Here is a 21,540-nt window from a genome sequence, read left to right as displayed (position 1 = left end):
TCGGCCCCCGGGTGTTCGGAGACGCGCACATGGCCTGGGAGGATGTGGGGGTGGCGGGTTCCGCCGACCAGGCGTGGACGCGAGCGACACGAGAGGCTCCGGTATGGCTCCTAGGGCGGACGGCCGGCTCGACCTGCCGGCCGTGAGCGAGCGGCAGAGCCTGCGCGAGCAGGTGTCCCACGCGCTCAGGGCGGCCCTCATCACCGGTGAGATGCGACCCGGCATGGTCTACTCCGCCCCGGTCCTCGCCGCCCAGTTCGGGGTCTCGGCGACCCCGGTGCGCGAGGCCATGCTCGACCTGGCCAAGGAGGGCCTGGTCGAGGCGGTGCGCAACAAGGGCTTCCGGGTCACCGAGCTGTCCGACCGGGACCTGGACGAGCTGACCGAGATCCGCAGGCTCATCGAGGTGCCCACGGTGACGCAGCTGGCCGACGCCGGTCGCGCGCCGAGCTTCGAGGGCCTGCGCCCGCTGGCCCAGGCGATCGTCGACGCCGCCGAGCGCGGCGACCTGATCGCGTACGTCGACGCCGACATCCGCTTCCACCTGGACCTGCTCGCCCTGGCGGGCAACTCCCACCTCGTGGAGGTGGTCCGCGACCTGCGCAACCGGGCCCGCCTGTACGGCCTGTCCTCCCTGCACCGGAGGGGCACCCTCGCCGACTCCGCCCGCGAGCACCTCACCCTCCTCGCGCTGCTCTCCGAGGGGGACGCGAGCGGCGCCGAACGGCTGATGCGCGCCCACATCCGCCACGTCCGCGGCATCTGGGCCAGCCGGCCCGAGTAGCGCGGCCCGGCGGCCGGAGCGACCGGGGGTGCCCTGGAGGCGCCGGACGGCCGGCCGGAGGCCGCGGGTGGCGCCTCCAGGGCACCCGCCAGGGGAACGGGTCCGGCGGGCGGCGTCCAGACCGGGGCGGGTCAGCGGGTCAGCGGGTCAGCAGGTCAGCGGGACAGCGGGACAACAAGGCAGCGGGTCAGCCGGCGCTGCGGGTGGCGCCCACGCTGGCGACGACCACGCAGCCGATGGCGGCCCACTCACGCATCTGGAGCACCTCGCCCAGCACCAGCAGCCCGACCAGCGCCGCCACCGCGGGCTCCAGGCTCATCAGGATGCCGAAGACACGCTTGGGCATCCTGCGCAGCGCCTCCAGCTCGATCGAGTAGGGGATGACCGACGACAGCAGGCCCACCCCCAGCCCGATCAGCAGCAGCTCCGGCTGGAGCAGGTCGGTGCCGCCCGAGGTGATCCCGACGGGGGCGACCAGCAGGCAGGAGACGATCATCGCCAGGGAGAGGCCGGTGCTCCCGGGAAAACGCCGGCCGACCGAGGCGGACAGCAGGATGTAACCGGCCCAGCAGGCCGCCGCCACCAGGGCGAAGGCGATCCCGGCCCAGCTGATCCTGGACGCCGTCGTGTCCCACGGGGCCAGCAGCGCCACGCCCGACCCGGCGAGCGCGACCCAGAGCAGGTCGAGGCGGCGGCGCGAGGCCGCCACCGCGACGCCGAGCGGGCCGAGGAACTCGATCGCCACCGCGACGCCCATGGGCAGCCGGGCCAGCGCCTCGTAGAACGACAGGTTCATCACGCCCAGCGTCACGCCGAACGCCACCCCCGCCCCGAGGTCCGCCCGGGACAGCCCGCGCAACCGGGGGCGGGCGATCGCGCCCATGATCAGCGCCCCCGTCGCGATCCGCAGGAACACCACGGCGCTCGGTGGCAGCTGGGAGAACAGATCCTTGGCGAAACCCGCGCCCACCTGCACCGACAGGATGGCCAGGATCACCAGCCCGGACGGCGGGACGGCGTCGGAGGCCGCCTTCAGCAGCTCCCCGGGCCTGGGCAGGCCCCGCTTGTACGGCTCGGCGGGCCCCCGCAGGCCTTCGGCGGTCACGATTCTCCTCTTGCCAGGTGCAAAGTTATCAATGGCACCTTACTTTTCGCGGCCCTCGTTTTCAGGGACGTCCGCGATGCGAGACGCTCCTCCCGCTCCCGCTCCCGCCACGATGCGGGCGGTGATCCCGGCCGATCCGGATCCCGACTTGGATCCGACCCGGATCCCGGGTCGGATCCACCCCGCCGGAGCACCCGGACCCGCTCGCGACCGGTCTCCCGCCCCTCCACGGATCACCGAGTCCACCGGTCGCCGGGCCGGCCGGGTCACTCCCAGCGGAACGTCCGGGAGGTCAGGAAGAGCGACACCGCGGCCCACGCCGCGAGGATCGCCACGGCGGCGAGGGGGAGTCCCGCGCCGTCGCTCAGGACCGCGCGGAGCCCTCCGGTCAGCGCCGAGATGGGCAGTAGCTCCAGCACCGGCCGTACCGCCTCGGGGAACTTCGCCAGCGGGAAGGCGACCCCGCCGCAGGCGAGCAGGAGCAGGTAGACGAGGTTCGCCGCGGCGAGCGTGGCCTCGGCGCGCAGCGTCCCGGCCATCAGCAGGCCGAGCCCGCTGAACGCGGCGGTGCCCAGCACGACCAGCAGCAGCGCCGCGAGCGGCGAGCCGGTGGGGCGCCAGCCCAGGGCGAGCGCCACCGCGCAGATGACCGCCACCTGGACGACCTCCACGGCGATCACCGCGAGCGTCTTGGACAGCATCAGCCCGGCCCGCGACAGCGGGGTCGCGCCCAGCCGCTTCAGCACGCCGTAGCGGCGCTCGAAGGCCGTCGCGATGGCCTGCCCGGTGAAGGCGGTGGACATCACGGCCAGCGCGAGCACCCCGGGGGTCATGAAGCCGATCCGGGAACCGCCGCCCACGTCGAGGATCGGGGCGGAGGAGAGGCCGACGAGCAGCAGCACCGGGATGATCATCGTGAGCAGCAGCTGCTCGCCGTTGCGGAGCGTCGCCCGGATCTCCGCGCCCGTCTGGGCCGCCACCATCCGGCCCAGCGGCGCGGCTCCGGGAGCCGGCGTGAGGTCCAGGGTCGTCATGGGGCTCTCCTGCGGTCTGGCCCGCGCTCCGGCCCCGGCTCCGGCCGCGTCCGGCCGCGCGCGGGGCGGCGGCGAGGGGGGTTCTGGGATGTCACCGGAGCGACGGGTTCCCGGGACGTCACCGGGCCCGAGGACTTCGGGAGCGTCACCGAACTCGGGGACTTCGGGGATGTCACCGGACTCAGAGACGCCGGGAACGTCACCGGGCTCGGGGACGCCGTGAGCGTCACCGGAGCGACGGGTCTCGGGAGTGGCACCGCCGCCGGGGATTCCGGGGGCGTCACCGGAGCTCACGCCCGGTCAGCTCCAGGAAGACGTCCTCCAGGGTGCGCCGCTCGATGCTGAGGTCGTCGGCGGTCACCCCCTCGGCGGCGCACCAGGTCGTCACGGTGGCGAGGAGGCCCGGCGCGACCTGCCCCTCGATGATGTAGTGCCCCGCCGGAGACTCCTTGGCCGCGCTGCCGGCGGGCAGGGCGGCGAGCAGCTCGTCCAGGCAGAGGCCGGGCCGGGCGCGGAAGCGCAGCTGGCGCTCGGCGCCGGTGAGGGAGGAGGGCGTGCCCTCGGCGACCACCCTGCCGCGGTCGATGATCACGATCTGGTCGGAGAGCTTCTCCGCCTCGTCCATGTGGTGGGTGGTGAGCACCACCGAGACCCCGCTCGCGCGCAGGTCACGTACCAGCTCCCAGCAGGCGTGCCTGGCCTGCGGGTCCAGGCCCGCGGTCGGCTCGTCGAGGAAGACCAGCTCGGGACGGCCGATGACCGCCCCCGCCAGCGAGACGCGCTGCTGCTGGCCGCCGGAGAGCCTGCGGTACGGGGTGCGGGCGTGCTCGCTCAGCCCCAGCCGCTCCAGTAGCGCCGCCGGGTCGAGCGGGTGGGCGTGGAAGCGGGACATCAGCCGCAGCCACTGCCCGCAGCGGGACGCGGGGGGAACGCCGCCCGCCTGGAGCATCACCCCGACCCTGGCCCGCAGCTCCGGTCGCGACGGGTCGAGCCCGAGCACCCTCACGGTGCCGCCGTCGGCCCCGCGGAACCCCTCGCAGATCTCCAGGGTGGAGGTCTTGCCGGCCCCGTTGGGGCCCAGCACCGCGGTGACCGCGCCTCGGGCGGCGCTGAAGGTCAGGCCGTCGATCGCGGTCGTCCGGCCGTATCTCTTGACCAGGTCGACGATCTCGACGGCTGGGGAGTCCATGGCCACGAGTTTAGGGACTGCGCCCGCCGGTCCCGTTCCCGGACCACGCGTCCGGGGCCGTCCCGGCCCCGTTCTCCGGCCGGTGCCGGACCTGTCCCGCCTGGCGCGTGAAGGTTTTTCTGAGGAAATTTCCGAAATACAGGAATTCGGATGACCGGCTGTTGGTTGGGACGCTTCGGCCTCTGTGGGCCTGCCGTCGCCCGTGACCCGAGGGCACGGCCCGCAACCAAGTGGCCCTGAAGCACCTTGAACCGCCTTGAAGCACCTTGAAACACGTGGCCCGCGACCGAAGCGGCCCGCAACCGAAAAAGGGGATACGGGTATGACCGCGGCCGTCGTCGAGCCGGAGGTGGCGCCGATCGCACGGCGCAGGACACTGCTACTGCTCATCCTGGGCGCGCTGTCGGCGGTCGGTCCCCTCTCGATCGACATGTACCTGCCCGCCTTCCCCTCCATCGCCGCCGACCTGGGCACCGGGCAGGCGCAGGTGCAGCTCACCCTCACCGCCTGCCTCATCGGGTTCTCCGTCGGCCAGGTCGTCGCGGGCCCGATCAGCGACACGCGCGGCCGGCGCGGCCCGCTGCTCATCGGCATCACCGCCTACGCCGCCGCCTCCCTGCTGTGCGCCTTCGCCCCGTCGGCGTACGGGCTGGTGGGGTTCCGCCTGCTCCAGGGCGTCGCGGGCGGCGCCGCGCTGGTGATCGTCCGCGCGGTCGTCCGCGACCTGTACGAGGGCGCGGCCATCGCCCGCATCTTCGCCACCCTCATGCTCGTGACCGGCCTCGCGCCGATCCTGGCCCCCGTCGCGGGCGCGCAGCTGCTCGACCACACCTCCTGGCGGGGCGTGTTCGTCGCGCTGAGCGTCGCGGGACTCCTGCTGCTGGCCGCCGCCCTGTCCGGGGTACGCGAGACGCTGCCCGCCGGACGGCGCGAGAGCGGTGGGCTCCGGCACACCCTCGTCACCTTCTGGCACCTGCTCCGCGACCGCTCCTTCATGGCCGCCACCCTGTCCGGGGGGCTGGGCTTCGCGGCCATGTTCGCCTACATCTCCGGGTCGCCGTTCGTGCTCCAGGACGTCTACGACACCTCGGCGCAGACCTTCTCCCTGGTGTTCGGGCTGAACGCGCTCGGCCTGACCGTCACCGCGCAGATCGGCGGGCGCCTCGCCGGGCGCCTGGACCCGGCCAGGCTGATCCTCGCCGGGCTGTTCCTGAGCGTGGCCGGGGCCGCCGGGGTGCTCGTCACGGCCCTGTTCCACCTGCCCCTGGCGGTACTGGTCGCCGCGCTGTTCGTGATGATGTGCGGGGCGGGCTTCGTCCTGCCGGGCAGCGCCGCGCTCGCCCTCGCCGGGCAGCCCCAGCAGATCGCCGGGAGCGCGGCCGCGCTGACGGGCGTGCTGCAGTTCGCGCTCGGCGCGCTCGCCGCCCCGCTGGTGGGTCTGGGCGGCGAGGGATCGGCCCTGCCGATGGCCGTCGTCCTGGCCGGTTTCACCCTCGCCGCGCTCGCCGCCTTCGTCGGCCTGCGGGGCGCCTCGCGGAGCGTTTCCCCAGGTTAGGTAAGGCTTACCTGCGTGACAAACCACATTCGGTCGACCGTACATCGGGTTTGTAACTGGGGAAGCAATTACGGCACACTGATGTTGTGAAATACGTGACCGGGATGCAGGGCACCGACGGATCCGCCGCCGCGCGGCCCTCCGGCGTGTCCGCCGAGCGCAGCACGCGAGCGCGTGTCGCCCGGCTCATCCTGGAGCACGGGCCCGTCACCGCCGCCGCCCTCGGCGAGCGGCTCGGCCTCACCCCCGCCGCCGTCCGCAGGCACCTCGACGCCCTGCTGGCCGAGGGGATGGCCGAGGCCCGCACCGCCAGGCCGCGAGGCCAGCGCGGGCGCGGGCGACCGGCCAAGCTGTTCGCGATCACCGACGCGGGCCGCAGCGCCTTCGAGCACGCCTACGACGGCCTCGCCGGGAGCGCGCTGCGTTTCCTGGCCGAGCGCGTGGGCGAGGAGGCCGTGGCGGAGTTCGCCCGGTCGCAGGTGGCCGGCCTGGTCGACCGCCTGAGGCCGAGGATGAGCGAGGTCCCCGCCGACCAGCGGGTCCGCGTCCTGGCCGAGGCGCTGTCGGCCGACGGCTACGCCGCCTCGGCGAGCAAGGCCAGCCTCGGCGGCGAGCAGCTGTGCCAGCACCACTGCCCGGTGGCGCACGTGGCCGCGGAGTTCCCGCAGCTGTGCGAGGCCGAGACGGAGGCGTTCGCGCGCATCCTCGGCACCCCCGTGCAGCGGCTCGCGACCATCGCCCACGGCGACGGCGTGTGCACCACGCACGTGAGTCCCCACAGGACACCCGGGCCGGGCGCGCGAGAGCGCGCGCCCGGCTTACCGATACCTGATCCGGCGCCACCGCCGGCCATCCACGAAACGATCGACACATCGAGCAAGGAGACCGGAAGGTGACTGTCACCGACCGCCCGGAGCTGGAAGGCCTCGGGAATTACAAGTTCGGCTGGGCCGACTCGGACGCCGCGGGAGCGACGGCCCGGCGTGGCCTGTCCGAAGAGGTCGTCCGCAACATCTCCGCGCTGAAGAGCGAGCCGGAGTGGATGCTGGACCTTCGTCTGAAGGGGCTGCGCCTTTTCGGCAAGAAGCCCATGCCCAACTGGGGCTCCGACCTCAGCGGGATCGACTTCGACAACATCAAGTACTTCGTGCGCTCGACGGAGAAGCAGGCCGCCTCCTGGGAGGACCTGCCCGACGACATCAAGAACACCTACGACAAGCTCGGCATCCCCGAGGCGGAGAAGCAGCGCCTGGTCGCCGGCGTCGCCGCCCAGTACGAGTCCGAGGTGGTCTACCACAAGATCCGTGAGGACCTTGAGGAGAAGGGTGTCATCTTCGTCGACACCGACACCGCGCTCAAGGAGCACGAGGAGATCTTCAAGGAGTACTTCGGGACCGTGATCCCCGTCGGCGACAACAAGTTCGCCGCGCTGAACACGGCCACCTGGAGTGGCGGCAGCTTCATCTACGTGCCGCCGAACGTCAACGTGGAGATCCCGCTCCAGGCCTACTTCCGGATCAACACCGAGAACATGGGCCAGTTCGAGCGGACCCTGATCATCGTCGACGAGGGCTCCTACGTCCACTACGTCGAGGGCTGCACCGCGCCGATCTACTCCTCCGACTCGCTGCACAGCGCGGTCGTGGAGATCATCGTGAAGAAGAACGCGCGCTGCCGCTACACGACCATCCAGAACTGGTCGAACAACGTCTACAACCTGGTCACCAAGCGCGCCGTGGCGTACGAGGGCGCGACCATGGAGTGGGTCGACGGCAACATCGGTTCCAAGGTCACCATGAAGTACCCGGCCGTCTACCTCATGGGCGAGCACGCCAAGGGCGAGACCCTCAGCGTCGCCTTCGCCGGTGAGGGCCAGCACCAGGACGCCGGGGCCAAGATGGTGCACCTCGCGCCCAACACCAGCTCCTCGGTGATCTCCAAGTCCGTCGCCCGCGGCGGCGGCCGCACCTCCTACCGCGGTCTGGTCCAGATCGAGGAGGGCGCCCACGGCAGCGCCAGCACCGTCAAGTGCGACGCGCTCCTCGTCGACCAGATCAGCCGCTCCGACACCTACCCCTACGTGGACGTGCGCGAGGACGACGTCTCCATGGGGCACGAGGCCACCGTCTCCAAGGTCTCCGACGACCAGCTCTTCTACCTGATGAGCCGTGGCATGGGCGAGGACGAGGCGATGGCGATGATCGTCCGGGGCTTCGTCGAGCCGATCGCCCGCGAGCTCCCGATGGAGTACGCCCTGGAGCTGAACCGCCTGATCGAGCTGCAGATGGAAGGAGCCGTCGGCTGATGGGTCTCGACACCGGAAAACCTCTGTCGACCCTCCACGAGAAGGCCTCGTACGACGTGGCCGACTTCGCGGTGCCGACCGGCCGGGAGGAGGAGTGGCGCTTCACGCCGCTCTCCCGGCTCAAGGGCCTGCACGAGGGTGTCGCGGCCTCCGCGAACGTCGTCGTGCAGGTCGACGCCGCACCCGAGGTCACCGTGGAGACCGTCGGCCGCGACGACCAGCGGGTCGGCAAGTCCTACGTGCCCGCCGACCGGGTCAGCGCCCAGGCCTACGCCTCCTTCGAGAAGGCCACCGTGGTCACGGTCGCGCGCGAGGCCGTCGCCTCCAAGCCGACCGTGATCACCTTCACCGGGTCCGGGCAGGGCGCCGCGTACGGCCACACGGTCGTGAGGCTGGAGCCGATGGCCGAGGCCGTGGTCGTCCTCGACCACCAGGGCAGCGCCGTCTACGCCGACAACGTCGAGTTCGTCGTGGGCGAGGGCGCCACGCTCAAGGTCGTCAGCCTGCAGGACTGGGCCGACGACGCCGTGCACGTCTCCCACCACCACGCCCTGCTGGCCAAGGACGCGACCTTCCGCGGCTTCGTGGTCACCCTCGGCGGCGACCTGGTCAGGCTCTCCCCGTCGGTCTCCTACGACGGCCCCGGCGGCGACGCCGAGCTGAACGGCCTCTACTTCGTCGACGCCGGCCAGCACCTGGAGCACCGCCTGCTCGTCGACCACTCCAGGCCCGGCTGCCGCAGCAACGTCGACTACCGCGGCGCGCTGCAGGGCCAGGACGCCCACGCGGTCTGGATCGGCGACGTCATCATCCGCGTCGAGGCCGAGGGCACCGACACCTACGAGCTCAACCGCAACCTGCTGCTCACCGACGGCGCCCGCGCCGACTCGGTGCCCAACCTGGAGATCCTCACCGGCGAGGTCGCCGGGGCGGGTCACGCCAGCGCCTCGGGCCGTCTCGACGACGAGCACATCTTCTACCTCCAGGCCCGCGGCATCCCCTTCGAGGACGCGCGCCGCCTCGTCATCAGGGGCTTCTTCGCGCAGCTGCTGGAGAAGATCGAGGTCCCCGAGCTTCGCGAGCGGGTGCTCGCCCGGGTCGAGGCGGAGCTCGAGAAGTGACGTTCGAGAAGGTCTGCAAGCTCGCCGACATCCCCGACGAGGGTGTGATCGGCCTCGAGGTCGGCGAGACCCCCGTCGCCCTGGTCCGCCAGGGTGAGGAGGTCTTCGCGCTGCACGACGTCTGCTCCCACGCCGAGGTGAAGCTCAGCGAGGGAGAGGTCTACGACGGCGCCCTGGAGTGCTGGCTGCACGGCTCGTGCTTCGACCTGCGCTCGGGCAAGCCCACCGGGCCGCCCGCGAACAAGCCCGTCCCCGTATACCGAGTAAAGATCGATGGCGACGACGTCCTCGTCTCGCTCTCGAAGGAGTCATAAAGTGTCTGACACGAGCCGAGTTCCGTCGGGTTCCACCCTGGAGATCCGCGACCTGCACGTCACCGTCGCCGACAAGGAGATCCTGCGCGGCGTCAACCTGACCGTGCGCGCCGGCGAGACCCACGCCATCATGGGCCCCAACGGCTCGGGCAAGTCCACGCTCGCGTACGCGATCGCCGGCCACCCCAAATACACCATCACCAGCGGCCAGGTCCTGCTCGACGGGGTCGACCTGCTGGAGCTCACGGTCGACGAGCGCGCCCGCGCGGGCCTGTTCCTCGCCATGCAGTACCCGGTCGAGGTCCCCGGCGTCAGCGTCTCCAACTTCCTGCGCACCGCCGTCACCTCCGTCCGCGGCGAGGCCCCCAAGCTCCGCGAGTTCGCCAAGGACCTCAAGGCCGGCATGGACGCCCTGTCCATCGACTCGGCCTTCGCCCAGCGCAACGTGAACGAGGGCTTCTCCGGCGGCGAGAAGAAGCGCCACGAGATCCTCCAGCTGGAGCTCCTCAAGCCGAAGATCGCCGTGCTCGACGAGACCGACTCCGGCCTCGACGTCGACGCGCTGCGCGTGGTCTCCGAGGGCATCAACCGCTTCCGCTCCGACGAGACCGGCGTGCTGCTCATCACCCACTACACCCGCATCCTGCGCTACGTGAAGCCGGACTTCGTCCACGTCTTCTCCGCCGGGCGGATCGTGGAGCAGGGCGGCCCCGAGCTCGCCGAGAAGCTCGAGGCGGAGGGCTACGAGGCCTACACGAAGGCGTCGGCCTGATGGACACCGGCCTTGACGTGGAGAGGATCAGGAAGGACTTCCCGGTCCTGTCCCGCGAACTTCCCGGCGGCAGGCCGCTCGTCTACCTTGACTCGGGCAACTCCTCGCAGAAGCCGACCCAGGTGGTCGAGGTGATGCGCGAGCACATGGCGATGCACTACAGCAACGTCGGCCGCGCGATGCACGTGCTGGGCGCGGAGTCCACCGAGGCGTACGAGGACGCGCGCGACAAGGTCGCCGCGTTCGTCGGCGCGCCCGGCCGCGACGAGATCGTCTTCACCAAGAACGCCTCCGAGGCGCTCAACCTGGTGGCGTACGCCTTCGGCAACCCCATCGGCGAGGACCCGCGCTTCCGGCTCGGGCCGGGCGACGAGATCGTCATCTCCGAGATGGAGCACCACTCCAACATCGTGCCGTGGCAGATGCTCGCGCAGCGCACCGGCGCGACCCTGCGGTGGTTCTCCGTCACCGACGAGGGCCGCCTGGACCTGTCGAACCTCGGCGAGCTCGTCAACGAGCGCACGAAGGTCGTCTCGATCGTGCACCAGTCGAACGTGCTGGGCACGGTCAACCAGGTCGCCCCGGTGCTCGCCAGGGTCCGCGAGGTCGGCGCGCTGATGATGCTCGACGCCTCCCAGTCGGTGCCCCACCAGAAGGTGGACGTGGCCGCGCTGGGCGTCGACTTCCTCGCCTTCACCGGCCACAAGCTCCTCGGCCCCTCGGGGATCGGCGTGCTGTGGGCCCGCGGCGAGCTTTTGTCGGCGATGCCCCCGTTCATGGGCGGCGGCGAGATGATCGAGGCGGTCTGGATGGACCACTCGACCTACGCGCCCGCGCCGCACAAGTTCGAGGCGGGCACCCCGCCGATCGTCGAGGCCATCGGCCTCGGCGCGGCGATCGACTACCTGTCCGAGATCGGGATGGACGCCGTCGCGCGCCACGAGCACGAGCTCACCGCGTACGCGCTCGGCGCCCTGGGGGAGATCCCGGGGCTGCGGGTGATCGGCCCGCTGGACCTCGCCGACCGGGGCGGCACGGTCTCGTTCACCCTGGAGGGGATTCACCCGCACGACGTCGGGCAAATTCTGGATGACAACTTCGGGGTGGCCGTGCGCGTGGGGCACCACTGCGCCCGCCCGCTCCACCTGAGGTTCGGGATTCCCGCGACCACGCGGGCGTCCTTCTACCTCTACAACACACCGGCCGAGATCGACGCCCTGGTCCGCGGCCTCCACCACGTGCGGAAGGTGTTCGCCTAGCCATGCCCGAGCAGTCGAGCCGGTGGACGGGCGAACGGCGGGCGCGAGGCGCCCGCCGCACGGCGCGCGGCGACGCACGAGCGCACGGCGCAGCGAACGAGAAGGTGAGCACGGCCCTATGATCGCCGAGTCCATGTACCAGGAGCTGATCCTGGAGCACTACAAGCACCCGCAGGGGAGGGGGCTCCGCGATCCGTACGACGCCGAGGTCCACCACGTGAACCCGACGTGTGGTGACGAGATCACCATGCGCGTGAAGCTGGGCGACGGAGGCAAGGTCGAGGACGTCTCCTACGACGGGCAGGGCTGTTCCATCAGCCAGGCCGCGGCCTCCGTGCTGCACGAGCTGGCCACCGGCTCGACCGTCGACGAGACCCTCGGCGTCGTGGACGAGTTCACCCGGCTCATGCAGGGCAGGGGGAAGGTCGAGGCGGACGAGGACGTGCTGGGCGACGCCGTCGCCTTCGCCGGGGTCGCCAAGTTCCCCGCCCGGGTGAAGTGCGCGCTACTGGCGTGGATGGCCTACAAGGACGCGGTCGTGAGGAGCAGCGAATGAGCAAGGCAGTAGAGACCCCCACCACGGCCTACGACGGGGACACCACCCATGACGAGGTCATGGAGGCCCTGAAGGACGTCGTGGACCCCGAGCTCGGCATCAACGTCGTCGACCTGGGCCTGATCTACGGGCTCCACCTGGACGCCGCCGAGGCCGCCGAAGGCGCCGAGGGCGGCACCGACGGCGCCGTCCTGCCGGTCGCCACCATCGACATGACGCTGACCAGCGCGGCCTGCCCGCTGACCGACGTCATCGAGGACCAGGCGCACTCGGCCCTGGAGGGCATGGTCTCCGACGTGAAGATCAACTGGGTGTGGCTCCCGCCGTGGGGCCCGGACAAGATCACCGACGAGGGCCGTGAGCAGCTCCGGATGCTCGGTTTCAACGTCTGAGAAGCGGTCCCGGGTACGGCTCGCACCCCCCGGGGTTCGGGCCGTACCCAATTGTGTGAGAGGATTTCGGAGGCCGGGAAGAAAAGCCCGGCCAGGAGTGTTGACTCCAACCGACGGACAAGCGGTCGGCTGATGCCGAACGCCCCGACCGAACCTGGCACTGCGAACGCCGGGTATGCTTGATCGTGGTTTGACTGCGTGCGGGTAAGCTAGACCCGCCCCGTGCGGTGCGCCTCGACTTGCACCGCACTACCGCCCCCATGTGGGCGTTGATCCAGCGCGGCCTCAGGCCGTGCGTTCCAGGCTCGTCCTTTCGCAGAAGTGACGTGCCCCGTTCTTCTATCGAAAGGCACGAGTCTTCGTGACCATGCTTGACGCTGTTCTGCCCGAAATTACTGACATCACCGAGATCTCCCAGGCCCCCGCAGGCGTGTCCGAGTTCACCCTCCTCGGTCTGCCGAAGCCGCTGGTGACCGGTCTCTCCCGTTCGGGCATCGACAGTCCCTTCCCCATCCAGCGGGCCACGATCCCCGACATCCTCGCAGGTCACGACGTCCTCGGCCGCGGCCAGACCGGCTCCGGCAAGACGCTCGCCTTCGGCCTGCCGATGATGACCCGCATCGCCGGCGCCAAGGCCCGCCCGGGCCACCCGCTGGCCGTCGTGCTGGTCCCGACCCGCGAGCTCGCCATGCAGGTGACCGACGCGCTGGAGCCGCTCGGCCGCGGCCTGTCGCTGCGGATGAAGACCGTCGTGGGCGGCATGTCCATGGGCCGTCAGATCGAGGCGCTGCGCCGCGGCGTCGAGGTCGTCGTGGCCACCCCCGGCCGCCTGACCGACCTCATGCAGCAGGGTGAGTGCATGCTGGACGAGGTCCAGGTGACGATCCTCGACGAGGCCGACCACATGTGCGACCTCGGCTTCTTCCCGGTCGTCAGCGCGATCCTGCAGCAGACCCCGGCCGACAGCCAGCGCCTGCTGTTCTCCGCCACCCTCGACGGCGACGTCGACAAGCTGGTCCGCCGCTTCCTCACCAACCCGGTGACCCACTCGATGGCCCCGGCCGCCTCCTCGGTCGACACCATGGAGCACCACGTGCTGGAGGTGCACCGCGACGACAAGTTCCCGGTGACCGCCGAGATCGCCAACCGCGAGGGCCGGACCATCATCTTCGTGCGGACCCAGCACGGCGTCGACCGGCTGTGCAAGCAGCTCGCCCAGGTCGGCATCCGGGCCGGCGGCCTGCACGGCGGCAAGCGCCAGAACCAGCGCACCCGCATCCTGGCCGAGTTCAAGGAAGGCACGATCAACGTCCTGGTCTGCACGGACGTCGCGGCCCGCGGCATCCACGTCGACAACATCAGCCTCGTGCTGCACGTCGACCCGCCCCAGGACCACAAGAGCTACCTGCACCGCGGTGGCCGTACCGCCCGCGCCGGGGAGAAGGGCACCGTCATGACGCTGGTGCTCCCCAACGAGCGCCGGTCCACCGACTCGATGACCCGCCGCGCGGGCATCAAGCCGTTCCGCATCAAGGCCACCCCGGGCCACCCGCGCCTGGAGGAGGTCGCCGGTGCGCGTACGCCCAGCGGCGAGCCGATCCCGGTCTGGGAGCCCTCGGCGCCGGCCGCCAAGCAGCGTCAGGGCCGCGGCGGCTTCGGCGGCAACGGTGGCGGCGGGCGTGGCCCGCGCCGCTTCCGCTCCGACCGTCCCGCCCACGGCGCCGGTGAGGGCCAGCAGCCTCGCGAGCGTTCCTTCGGTGACGACAACCGCGGCACCGGTGCCGCCGGTGGCGGCCAGTACCGCTCCGAGCGCCCGGCCGGCGGCGGTTACCGTTCCGAGCGTCCCGCGGGCGGTGGCTTCCGCTCCGAGCGTCCCGCCGGTGGCTACCGCGGTGGCGAGCGGCGCGAGCCGTTCCGCGCCGACCGCCCGGCCCCGGCCGGTGGCGGCTACCGTTCCGAGCGTCCCGCGGGCGAGCGCGAGCCGTTCCGCGGCGACCGCCAGGGCGGCGGCTTCCGCGGCGGCGAGTTCCGCGCCGACGGCCGCGGCTCCGCGCCGCGCGGCGGCGGCAGCCGCTACGGCCGCTGATCATCTCGTAGGGCCCGAAGGTCCTACCGCTCGACCCTGAGGGGCCGGTACGGCGTCACGCCGTACCGGCCCTTCGGCTTTTCCCGGCCTCCGGGTTTCCCGGCCTCCGGCTTTTCCGGCTTTCGGCTTTTCACGGCCGGGTCCGGAGGCCGGACGGGATCAGCCCGTGCTCACCCCGGGATCACCATGGCGAGGGGCGCGGGTCGACACGCACGTGGATCACGTAGTGCCAGCCGCTCGTCTTCCTCTCGAACTCGTAGAACCGGGTCTCCTCGATCGGTTCGAGCGGGATGCTCTGCTCGAGGAGCAGGTCGTCCCCGATGTAGTCGTCCTCCATCAGGGTGAGGCGCACGCTCTGGCTCGCGTGGAACAGCGGCTCCTTCATGGGGCCTCCGTACACCATGATCGTGCGGTCCCTGGGGCACCTGTAGTCGTTCAGCGTCCAGGCGCACCTGTGCTGGGCGAGCGACATGGTCCGGCCGGCCCAGTTCGGATCCGGCCACAGCTCGACGACCTGGCTCGTCGGCGGCAGGATGCTGGGGCCGGTGGCCTTGAGGTAGACCTCGTCGTGCCCGTTCTCCTCGAGGTCGTAGGCGATCACGCTCTCGATGGAGACGCTCACGTACTCGGAGGGGGCGGTGGTCGTCGCGACGGACGCGGCGGACGCTGTGGACGCAGTGGACGCAGTGGACGCAGTGGACGCAGTGGACGCTGTGGCGGCCGTACCCGTGGAGAGCAGGACGGCCGCGCAGACGGCGGCGGTGAAGAAAGATCTGATGTTTCTCACGCCCTCACCTTGCACAGGGAGGGCTTGCGGGTGGGTTGGAGGCGGCTTGGACCTCAGGTCGTCCGGGGGCGCGGGCCGCGCCGGGCCGCGCCGGATCTCGTGGTTGACGATCTAGCTCTGGTCGTCATTATGGCTTTATATCCCGCTTTTTCTGTTCGGCTTTGAATCTCCTGGGGAGACCGGGCGCCCTCGCGGGGGAGTGCCTTCGTGATCGACCGATGTGTTTGGGATATCCGAGATAAGAGGATAAATGCGCCTTTCGTGGTTCAGCCTCCGTGTTCTCGTCCGCCTTCCCCTCGTCGTCCTGCTGGCCGGGGCCTTCGCCGTCGTCCCCGCCGTCGTTCCCGCCGCCCTTCCTTCCGGCGTTCCTTCCGCGTCCGCCGCGCAGAGTTACCGCGTCCTGCAGCTCAACCTCTGCCACAGCGGCGTCAACACCTCCTGTTTCAACGGGGACGACGTCATCCAGGAGGCGCTCGGCATCATCGCCGCCAGGCAGCCGCAGGTCGTCACGCTCAACGAGATCTGCCGCGACGACCTGGCCCGGCTCGCCCCCTCGATGGGGGACGGCCACCGGGCGTTCGCCCCCGCGCTGCGGCCCGACGGCACGCCGGTGCGCTGCGTCAACGGGGACGAGTACGGCAACGGGCTGATCTTCCGCGCCACGGGGGCGACAAGCTTCTCCGGCGTGTACGCCACCCAGGACGGCGGGAGCGAGCGACGCGTCTACGTGTGCGCCGAGTTCCCCGACCTGACCGGGTGCGCCACCCACCTGTCGACCACGGGGAACGTCGCGATGGCGCAGTGCAGGGCCGCCATCGCCATGCTGCGCGACCGGGGCGCCGCCACCAGGCCGACCTTCCTGGCGGGTGACCTCAACATGAGGTACGCGCCGCTGTTCGGGCAGAACGTGCAGAATTGCAACTCCGCTCCCTTCTTCAGGAAGGGGGACGGGGCCGTGCAGCACGTGTTCGCGGCGAGCATGGGCTTCGAGCGCACCGACGTCATCTCCATGAGGTACACCGACCACCCCGCGCTGCTCGTCACGCTGACCAGGCCCTGACGAAGCCCCGGCGCGGCGCCTTGGGATCCCGCGCGGGCGGGGGCCTCCGGGGTGAGCCTGGGCGGGGTGAGCGGGACGGCGAGCCGGGTCGGCCCGTCGGGGGCGTGCGGGACGGTGACGTCCGGGGGCGCCGGTCTCCTCGTGAGCCCCTCCGGTCCGGCCCCGGGGGATTGCAGCTGAACCGGTCCATCTGACTATTGACAGTGCAAGGCGTTGACTTTACGGTCACGGTACTTATCCGGTTCAGCAAGCGCATGCGGTCGCGTTTACATCGGTTGGGAGCGCTCCCATGCTGGAGAGGAGACAGTCGATGCGGATTCGGCGAAGGTTCGCGATCCTCGGCGCGGCGGCCTGCGTGGCCTGCGTGACCGTGGCCGGGTGCACCGGAGGGTCCACGACGCCGTCAGCTCCGAGCGCGGCGCCGCAGGGTTCCGGCGGAGCGGCTCCACCGGCCGGAGCGGGCGGGACGAGTGGCGCGGACGCCGCGTTCCCCCGTAACGAGACCCTGTACACCAGCGGCACCCAGTGGGGTCCCCCGGTCAACTGGAACCCGCTGCGGACCTGGGACTCGGCCACCGGCACCAAGGGGCTCGTCTACGAGACCCTGTTCCTGTACGACCCGCAGACGGACAAGTTCACCCCCTGGCTCGCCGAGAGCGGCACCTGGACGGACGACAAGACCTACGAGCTCAAGCTCAGGCAGGGGGTCACCTGGGCCGACGGCAAGCCCTTCGTCGCCGACGACGTGGTCTTCACGGTCGAGCTCGGCAAGATGAAGACCGTCCCCTACGCCAACCTGTGGGACTGGCTGGAGAAGGTCGAGGCGGTCGACCCGGGCACGGTCAGGTTCACCTTCTCCGAGGCCAACTACCAGCAGTGGGCCAACTGGGTCTACGGCAACGCGATCGTCCCCAAGCACCTCTGGGAGGGCCTCTCCGAGGAGGAGGTGCTGAACGGCGTCAACGAGAAGCCGGTCGGCACCGGGCCGTACGCCTACCACAGCCACGACCAGGACCGGATGGCCTGGGTCAAGCGCGACGGCTGGTGGGCCACGGCGGCGCTGGGCAAGGACGTCAAGCCCAAGTACGTCGTCGACATCGTCAACTCCAGCAACGAGGTCGCGATGGGCCTGCTCCTGCAGAAGGGCCTGGACCTCAGCAACAACTTCCTGCCCGGGGTGGCCAACCTCGTCAAGGGAAACTTCGGCGTCCAGACGTACTATCCGGAACCGCCGTACATGCTCTCGGCCAACACCGCCTTCCTGGTGCCCAACACCACGAGGAAGCCGATGGACGACCCCGCCTTCCGCAAGGCGCTCGCCAACTCCATCGACACCAAGAAGATCGTCGAGGGCGTCTACGGCAACCTGGTCAAGGCGTCCGGCCCGACCGGCCTGCTGCCGCAGTGGGACAAGTACGTCGACCAGGCCGTGGTGAGCGAGAAGGGCTTCGCGTTCGACACCGCGAAGGCGAAGAAGCTCCTCGCCGACGCCGGGTACAAGGACGGCGACGGCGACGGGTTCGTGGAGAACAAGGACGGCTCCAAGGCCTCGCTGAAGGTGATCGTCCCGGCCGGGTGGACCGACTGGATGGAGGCGAGCCGGGTCATCGCCGAGGGCGCGAAGGCCGCCGGGATCGACCTCACCCCCGAGTTCCCCGACTTCAACGCGCTGGTCGACCAGCGCACGTCCGGCAAGTTCGACCTGCTGCTCAACAACGAGCGGCAGCTGTCCAACACCCCCTGGATGTACTACGACTACATGTTCCGGCTGCCGGTCAACAAGCAGCAGAACACCGTCAACTTCGGCCGCTACGAGAACAAGAAGGTCTGGGACCTCGTCCAGGAGCTCGACGGCAAGAAGGCAGACGACGCCGAGGGCATGAAGCGGGTCACCTCGGAGATCCAGAAGATCCAGCTGGACGATCTGCCGGTGATCCCGCTCTGGTACAACGGCCTGTGGGCGCAGACCAGCAACGCGGTCTGGACCAACTGGCCGTCCTCGGCCCCGGGCACCCCCAAGACCCCGCCGACCATGTGGCGCAACTGGCTGGAGCTGGGCGGGGTGCTCACCCTGACCGAGCTGAAGCCCGCCGGGGGCTGACCCCGCGATCCTCACCCCCTCCCCGCGCGCCACCCGCACACACACCTGGGCCATTCGTCCGGACGCCCGCTCGGACGCTCGCTCGGACCCCGTGCGAACCGCTCGCGGGCCGCGCGGGGAGGGGCCCATCTCGCCGATTCTGGAGGATCGCGTGCGACGCTATTTCGGCCGGAAGCTGCTCGTGTACGGGCTCACCTTCCTCGTGGCCGTCACGATCAACTGGATGATCCCGCGCTTCATGCCGGGCGACCCGGTCCAGAGCATGCTGGCCAGGGCCAACGTGTCACAGCCCGCCGCCGTGGAGGCGATGCGCGTCCACTACACGAACCTGTTCGGGCTCGACCTGCCGCTCTGGCGGCAGTACGTCAACTTCTGGGCCGCGCTGTTCCGGGGCGACCTGGGGACCAGCATCTGGCTGTTCCCCACCCCGGTGACCGACGTCATCGTGGGGGCGGTGCCGTACACGCTGGCGCTGCTCGTCCCGTCCATCCTGCTCAGCTGGTGGGCGGGCAACCGGTTCGGCGCCTTCGCGGCGAGGCGGAGGTGGCTGGACAACACGGCGCTGCCGATCGGGTACGTGCTCACCGCCACGCCCTACATGTGGCTCGCCATCCTGCTGGCCTGGGGGCTGGGCGTGGTGGCGGGGATCTTCCCCGTCTCCGGCGGCTACAGCTTCTCCATGCGGCCCAACTGGTCGTGGGAGTTCCTCGGGGACCTGGCGCTGCACTGGTTCCTGCCGTTCGCCTCGCTCTTCCTCGTCGCGTTCGGCGGCTGGGCGATCGGCATGCGCAACATGATCATCTATGAGCTGGAGGCCGACTACTCCACCTACCTGTCCTCGCTCGGGGCGTCGCGGCGGCTCATCCGGCGCTACGCGTTCAGGAACGCGATCCTGCCGCAGATCACCGGCCTGGCCCTGCAGCTCGGCGTGCTCGTGGCCGGAGCCCTGGTCACCGAGATCGTCTTCTCCTATCCGGGACTCGGCCACCTCATCCTCAAGGCGATCCAGAACCAGGACTTCTTCCTGCTGCAGGGGGCCTTCCTGTTCATCGTCGTGGGCGTGCTGATCGCCAACTTCGTCATCGACATCGTCTACGTCCTGGTCGACCCGCGTACCAGGACCGGGATGGGAGGGGAGGCGGCATGACGGCCGTGCCCGCCGACAGGAACACCGGGCGCCGCGAGGGCCTGTACTTCGCGCTGCGCAACGGAAAGCTCCTGGCGGGGCTGGTCGTGCTGGTCCCGCTGATCGTCCTCGGCGTCGCCGCCCCCGCGATCGTCGGCGGCGACCCGAACGCCTACGTCGCCGCCCCCGCCTCGCCGCCCTCGGCCGAGCGCTGGTTCGGCACCACCATGTTCGGCCAGGACGTCTTCGCCCAGTTCGTCTACGGCCTGCGCGTCACCTTCCAGGTGGGGGTGCTCGGCGGCGGGCTCGCCGCGGTCATCGGCATGGCGGTCGGCTTCACCGCCGGATACCGGGGCGGGCTGGTCGACGAGGTGCTGAACATGCTCACCAACATCGTCCTGGTCCTGCCCGCGCTCGCGGTGCTGCTGATCGTCAACGCCTACCTGGGCATCCGCAGCGTCGGCGTGCAGGCGCTCTTCATCGGGCTCACCTCCTGGCCCTGGGCGGCGAGGGCGATCAGGGCCCAGACGTTCTCGCTGCGCTCGCGCGACTTCGTGGACCTGGCCCGGCTCAGCGGCGTGCGCACCTGGAAGATCATCGCCAGGGAGATCGCGCCCAACATGAGCTCGTACCTCTTCATGACCTTCATCCTGCTGTTCGGCGGGTCGATCCTGATCGCCGCCTCGCTCGACTTCATCGGCCTCGGTCCCAGCGAGGGCGTCTCGCTCGGCCTGATGCTCAACAACGCGGCCCGCTGGAGCGCCCTGCACCTGGGCATGTGGTGGTGGTTCGTCCCGCCGGGGGCCGGGATCACCGCCGTCGTCGGCGCCCTCTACGTGATGAACGTCGGCCTGGACGAGGTGTTCAACCCGAAACTGCGGGAGCTGTAGATGACTCTGCGTGTGAACGACCTGCGGGTCCACTACCGGACCCTGCGCGGCGAGGTGCGGGCGCTCGACGGGGTGGGTTTCGACGTCGGCGACGGCGAGATCCTCGGCCTGGCGGGCGAGTCCGGCTGCGGCAAGACGACCCTCGGCAAGAGCCTCATCAGGATGGACGGCCGGATGCGGCTCGCCGGGGGCGGCGCGGAGCTGGACGGCGAGGAGCTGCCGATCGGCGACGACCGCCGGATGAACCCCTTCCGCTTCAAGCGGGTCTCCCTCATCCCGCAGTACTCCATGAGCGCGCTGAACCCCACCCGCAGGATCGGCCGGATGATCGCCGAGCTGCTCGCCTCCCGGGGCGAGCGCCTCGACGCCGCCGAGCTGGAACGCCGCCTCGACCTGGTCGAGCTGCCGCGCGACGTGCTGGATCGCTACCCGATCGAGCTGTCGGGCGGGATGAGGCAGCGGGTGGTGATGGTCGTCTCCACCCTGCTCGACCCGTCCCTGCTCATCGCCGACGAGATCACCTCCGCGCTCGACGTGTCGACCCAGAAGGCCGTGGCCAGGACCCTGCTGGAGTTCAGGGACCGAGGCTTCGTGCGCAGCATGATCTTCATCACCCACGACATCTCGCTCACCTACCAGATCGCCGACACGATCATGATCATGTACGCGGGAAAGCTGGCCGAGAAGGCCCCGGCGGACGTGATCGTGGGGGAGCCGCGCCACCCGTACACGCGGATGCTGATCTCCTCGCTGCCCGAGGTCGGCGTCCGGCACGCCGAGCGCAGGCTGTCGGGCATCCCCGGGAGGCCGCCCTCGCTGCTCGACCCGCCCTCCGGCTGCCGGTTCAGGGACCGCTGCCCGATCGCCTTCGGCAGGTGCGCGGAGGATCCGCCGCCGGTCGAGGTCGCCCCCGGCCACCACGTCGCCTGCTGGAAGGCCTGACCCGGAGGGGTTCCGACGATGCAGAGACCCGCAGGGACCGGACGATGCCGACCCGGAGGGGTTCCGACGATGCCGAGACGCGAAGGATTTCCGATGACGCCGAGACCCGGAGGATTTCCGGCGACGCCGAGACACGAAGGGTTCCCGACGATGCCGAGACTC

General features: G+C 70.6%; 20 protein-coding genes. 16 read left to right on the top strand and 4 right to left on the bottom strand.

What is annotated here, in order from left to right:
• Window positions 1-103 precede the first annotated feature (103 nt).
• Window positions 104-784, top strand: a complete 681-nt coding sequence (locus ABT053_RS06820; RefSeq protein ID WP_350967909.1) for a GntR family transcriptional regulator — start codon at window positions 104-106, stop codon at window positions 782-784.
• Between the two features lie 187 nt (window positions 785-971).
• On the opposite strand, the gene ABT053_RS06815 is transcribed toward ABT053_RS06820, so the two are convergent.
• The 3 genes from ABT053_RS06815 to ABT053_RS06805 form a co-directional block, all read right to left on the bottom strand.
• Window positions 972-1,889, bottom strand: a complete 918-nt coding sequence (locus ABT053_RS06815; RefSeq protein WP_350967908.1) for an EamA family transporter — start codon at window positions 1,887-1,889, stop codon at window positions 972-974.
• 266 nt (window positions 1,890-2,155) lie between these two features.
• Window positions 2,156-2,923, bottom strand: coding sequence for an ABC transporter permease (locus ABT053_RS06810; protein ID WP_350967907.1), 768 nt, complete (start codon window positions 2,921-2,923; stop codon window positions 2,156-2,158).
• A gap of 280 nt (window positions 2,924-3,203) precedes the next feature.
• The gene (locus ABT053_RS06805) at window positions 3,204-4,112 is read right to left on the bottom strand and encodes an ABC transporter ATP-binding protein (protein WP_350967906.1); all 909 of its coding nucleotides are present in this window, start codon (window positions 4,110-4,112) and stop codon (window positions 3,204-3,206) included.
• Window positions 4,113-4,434: 322 nt separating this feature from the next.
• Here ABT053_RS06805 and ABT053_RS06800 point away from each other — a divergent pair, with 322 nt between their 5' ends.
• The 10 genes from ABT053_RS06800 (at window position 4,435) to ABT053_RS06755 (ending at window position 14,472) form a co-directional block, all read left to right on the top strand.
• Window positions 4,435-5,667, top strand: coding sequence for a multidrug effflux MFS transporter (locus ABT053_RS06800; RefSeq protein ID WP_350967905.1), 1,233 nt, complete (start codon window positions 4,435-4,437; stop codon window positions 5,665-5,667).
• Window positions 5,668-5,771: 104 nt separating this feature from the next.
• On the top strand, window positions 5,772-6,563 hold the full coding sequence (locus ABT053_RS06795) for a helix-turn-helix transcriptional regulator (RefSeq protein WP_350967976.1): 792 nt from the start codon (window positions 5,772-5,774) through the stop codon (window positions 6,561-6,563).
• A complete protein-coding gene (gene sufB / locus ABT053_RS06790; protein WP_350967904.1) occupies window positions 6,560-7,972 on the top strand; it encodes a Fe-S cluster assembly protein SufB in 1,413 nt (470 codons plus the stop codon). Before ABT053_RS06795 ends, sufB begins: the two co-directional genes overlap by 4 nt.
• Window positions 7,972-9,093 (top strand): Fe-S cluster assembly protein SufD, encoded by a 1,122-nt coding sequence (gene sufD / locus ABT053_RS06785; RefSeq protein ID WP_350967903.1) that lies wholly within the window; start codon window positions 7,972-7,974, stop codon window positions 9,091-9,093. The genes sufB and sufD overlap by 1 nt, the downstream gene beginning before the upstream one ends.
• Window positions 9,090-9,407 (top strand): Rieske (2Fe-2S) protein, encoded by a 318-nt coding sequence (locus ABT053_RS06780; protein WP_350967902.1) that lies wholly within the window; start codon window positions 9,090-9,092, stop codon window positions 9,405-9,407. Before sufD ends, ABT053_RS06780 begins: the two co-directional genes overlap by 4 nt.
• 37 nt (window positions 9,408-9,444) lie before the next feature.
• Window positions 9,445-10,179, top strand: coding sequence for a Fe-S cluster assembly ATPase SufC (sufC, locus tag ABT053_RS06775; protein WP_350967975.1), 735 nt, complete (start codon window positions 9,445-9,447; stop codon window positions 10,177-10,179).
• Window positions 10,179-11,438: a cysteine desulfurase gene (locus ABT053_RS06770; RefSeq protein WP_350967901.1), complete on the top strand. Its 1,260-nt coding sequence runs from the start codon at window positions 10,179-10,181 to the stop codon at window positions 11,436-11,438. The genes sufC and ABT053_RS06770 overlap by 1 nt, the downstream gene beginning before the upstream one ends.
• A 118-nt stretch (window positions 11,439-11,556) precedes the next feature.
• On the top strand, window positions 11,557-11,994 hold the full coding sequence (gene sufU, locus ABT053_RS06765; RefSeq protein ID WP_350967900.1) for a Fe-S cluster assembly sulfur transfer protein SufU: 438 nt from the start codon (window positions 11,557-11,559) through the stop codon (window positions 11,992-11,994).
• Window positions 11,991-12,386 (top strand): metal-sulfur cluster assembly factor, encoded by a 396-nt coding sequence (locus ABT053_RS06760; protein WP_350967899.1) that lies wholly within the window; start codon window positions 11,991-11,993, stop codon window positions 12,384-12,386. Before sufU ends, ABT053_RS06760 begins: the two co-directional genes overlap by 4 nt.
• Window positions 12,387-12,753: 367 nt before the next feature.
• A complete protein-coding gene (locus tag ABT053_RS06755) occupies window positions 12,754-14,472 on the top strand; it encodes a DEAD/DEAH box helicase (protein WP_350967898.1) in 1,719 nt (572 codons plus the stop codon).
• Between the two features lie 181 nt (window positions 14,473-14,653).
• Here ABT053_RS06755 and ABT053_RS06750 read toward each other — a convergent pair whose 3' ends face one another.
• Window positions 14,654-15,259, bottom strand: a complete 606-nt coding sequence (locus ABT053_RS06750) for a hypothetical protein (protein WP_350967897.1) — start codon at window positions 15,257-15,259, stop codon at window positions 14,654-14,656.
• 250 nt (window positions 15,260-15,509) lie between these two features.
• Here ABT053_RS06750 and ABT053_RS06745 point away from each other — a divergent pair, with 250 nt between their 5' ends.
• The 5 genes from ABT053_RS06745 (at window position 15,510) to ABT053_RS06725 (ending at window position 21,378) form a co-directional block, all read left to right on the top strand.
• Window positions 15,510-16,319: a hypothetical protein gene (locus tag ABT053_RS06745; protein ID WP_350967896.1), complete on the top strand. Its 810-nt coding sequence runs from the start codon at window positions 15,510-15,512 to the stop codon at window positions 16,317-16,319.
• 310 nt (window positions 16,320-16,629) lie between these two features.
• On the top strand, window positions 16,630-18,420 hold the full coding sequence (locus ABT053_RS06740; RefSeq protein ID WP_350967895.1) for an ABC transporter substrate-binding protein: 1,791 nt from the start codon (window positions 16,630-16,632) through the stop codon (window positions 18,418-18,420).
• Between the two features lie 151 nt (window positions 18,421-18,571).
• Window positions 18,572-19,567 carry an ABC transporter permease gene (locus tag ABT053_RS06735; RefSeq protein ID WP_350967894.1) on the top strand — a complete coding sequence of 332 codons (996 nt, stop codon included), beginning with the start codon at window positions 18,572-18,574 and terminating at the stop codon, window positions 19,565-19,567.
• Window positions 19,564-20,436, top strand: a complete 873-nt coding sequence (locus ABT053_RS06730; RefSeq protein ID WP_350967893.1) for an ABC transporter permease — start codon at window positions 19,564-19,566, stop codon at window positions 20,434-20,436. The genes ABT053_RS06735 and ABT053_RS06730 overlap by 4 nt, the downstream gene beginning before the upstream one ends.
• Window positions 20,437-21,378: an ABC transporter ATP-binding protein gene (locus ABT053_RS06725; RefSeq protein WP_350967892.1), complete on the top strand. Its 942-nt coding sequence runs from the start codon at window positions 20,437-20,439 to the stop codon at window positions 21,376-21,378.
• Window positions 21,379-21,540 lie beyond the last annotated feature (162 nt).

This window comes from Streptosporangium sp. NPDC002524 (genome assembly GCF_040295985.1).
In the GTDB taxonomy this organism is placed as follows: domain Bacteria; phylum Actinomycetota; class Actinomycetes; order Streptosporangiales; family Streptosporangiaceae; genus Streptosporangium.
Note: the sequence above shows the minus strand (reverse complement) of the source record. Positions and strands in the feature narration are given on the sequence as shown.

Bases quoted from the DNA above. Each gene is read 5' to 3' on its own strand.
- ABT053_RS06805 (WP_350967906.1), bottom strand. From the start codon at position 4,112: ATGGACTCCCCAGCCGTCGAGATCGTCGACCTGGTCAAGAGATACGGC.
- sufD (WP_350967903.1), top strand. From the start codon at position 7,972: ATGGGTCTCGACACCGGAAAACCTCTGTCGACCCTCCACGAGAAGGCC.
- ABT053_RS06740 (WP_350967895.1), top strand. From the start codon at position 16,630: ATGCGGATTCGGCGAAGGTTCGCGATCCTCGGCGCGGCGGCCTGCGTG.
- ABT053_RS06755 (WP_350967898.1), top strand. From the start codon at position 12,754: ATGCTTGACGCTGTTCTGCCCGAAATTACTGACATCACCGAGATCTCC.
- sufU (WP_350967900.1), top strand. From the start codon at position 11,557: ATGATCGCCGAGTCCATGTACCAGGAGCTGATCCTGGAGCACTACAAG.
- ABT053_RS06820 (WP_350967909.1), top strand. From the start codon at position 104: ATGGCTCCTAGGGCGGACGGCCGGCTCGACCTGCCGGCCGTGAGCGAG.
- ABT053_RS06725 (WP_350967892.1), top strand. From the start codon at position 20,437: ATGACTCTGCGTGTGAACGACCTGCGGGTCCACTACCGGACCCTGCGC.
- ABT053_RS06810 (WP_350967907.1), bottom strand. From the start codon at position 2,923: ATGACGACCCTGGACCTCACGCCGGCTCCCGGAGCCGCGCCGCTGGGC.
- ABT053_RS06760 (WP_350967899.1), top strand. From the start codon at position 11,991: ATGAGCAAGGCAGTAGAGACCCCCACCACGGCCTACGACGGGGACACC.
- ABT053_RS06745 (WP_350967896.1), top strand. From the start codon at position 15,510: ATGCGCCTTTCGTGGTTCAGCCTCCGTGTTCTCGTCCGCCTTCCCCTC.
- ABT053_RS06730 (WP_350967893.1), top strand. From the start codon at position 19,564: ATGACGGCCGTGCCCGCCGACAGGAACACCGGGCGCCGCGAGGGCCTG.
- ABT053_RS06800 (WP_350967905.1), top strand. From the start codon at position 4,435: ATGACCGCGGCCGTCGTCGAGCCGGAGGTGGCGCCGATCGCACGGCGC.
- ABT053_RS06795 (WP_350967976.1), top strand. From the start codon at position 5,772: ATGCAGGGCACCGACGGATCCGCCGCCGCGCGGCCCTCCGGCGTGTCC.
- ABT053_RS06770 (WP_350967901.1), top strand. From the start codon at position 10,179: ATGGACACCGGCCTTGACGTGGAGAGGATCAGGAAGGACTTCCCGGTC.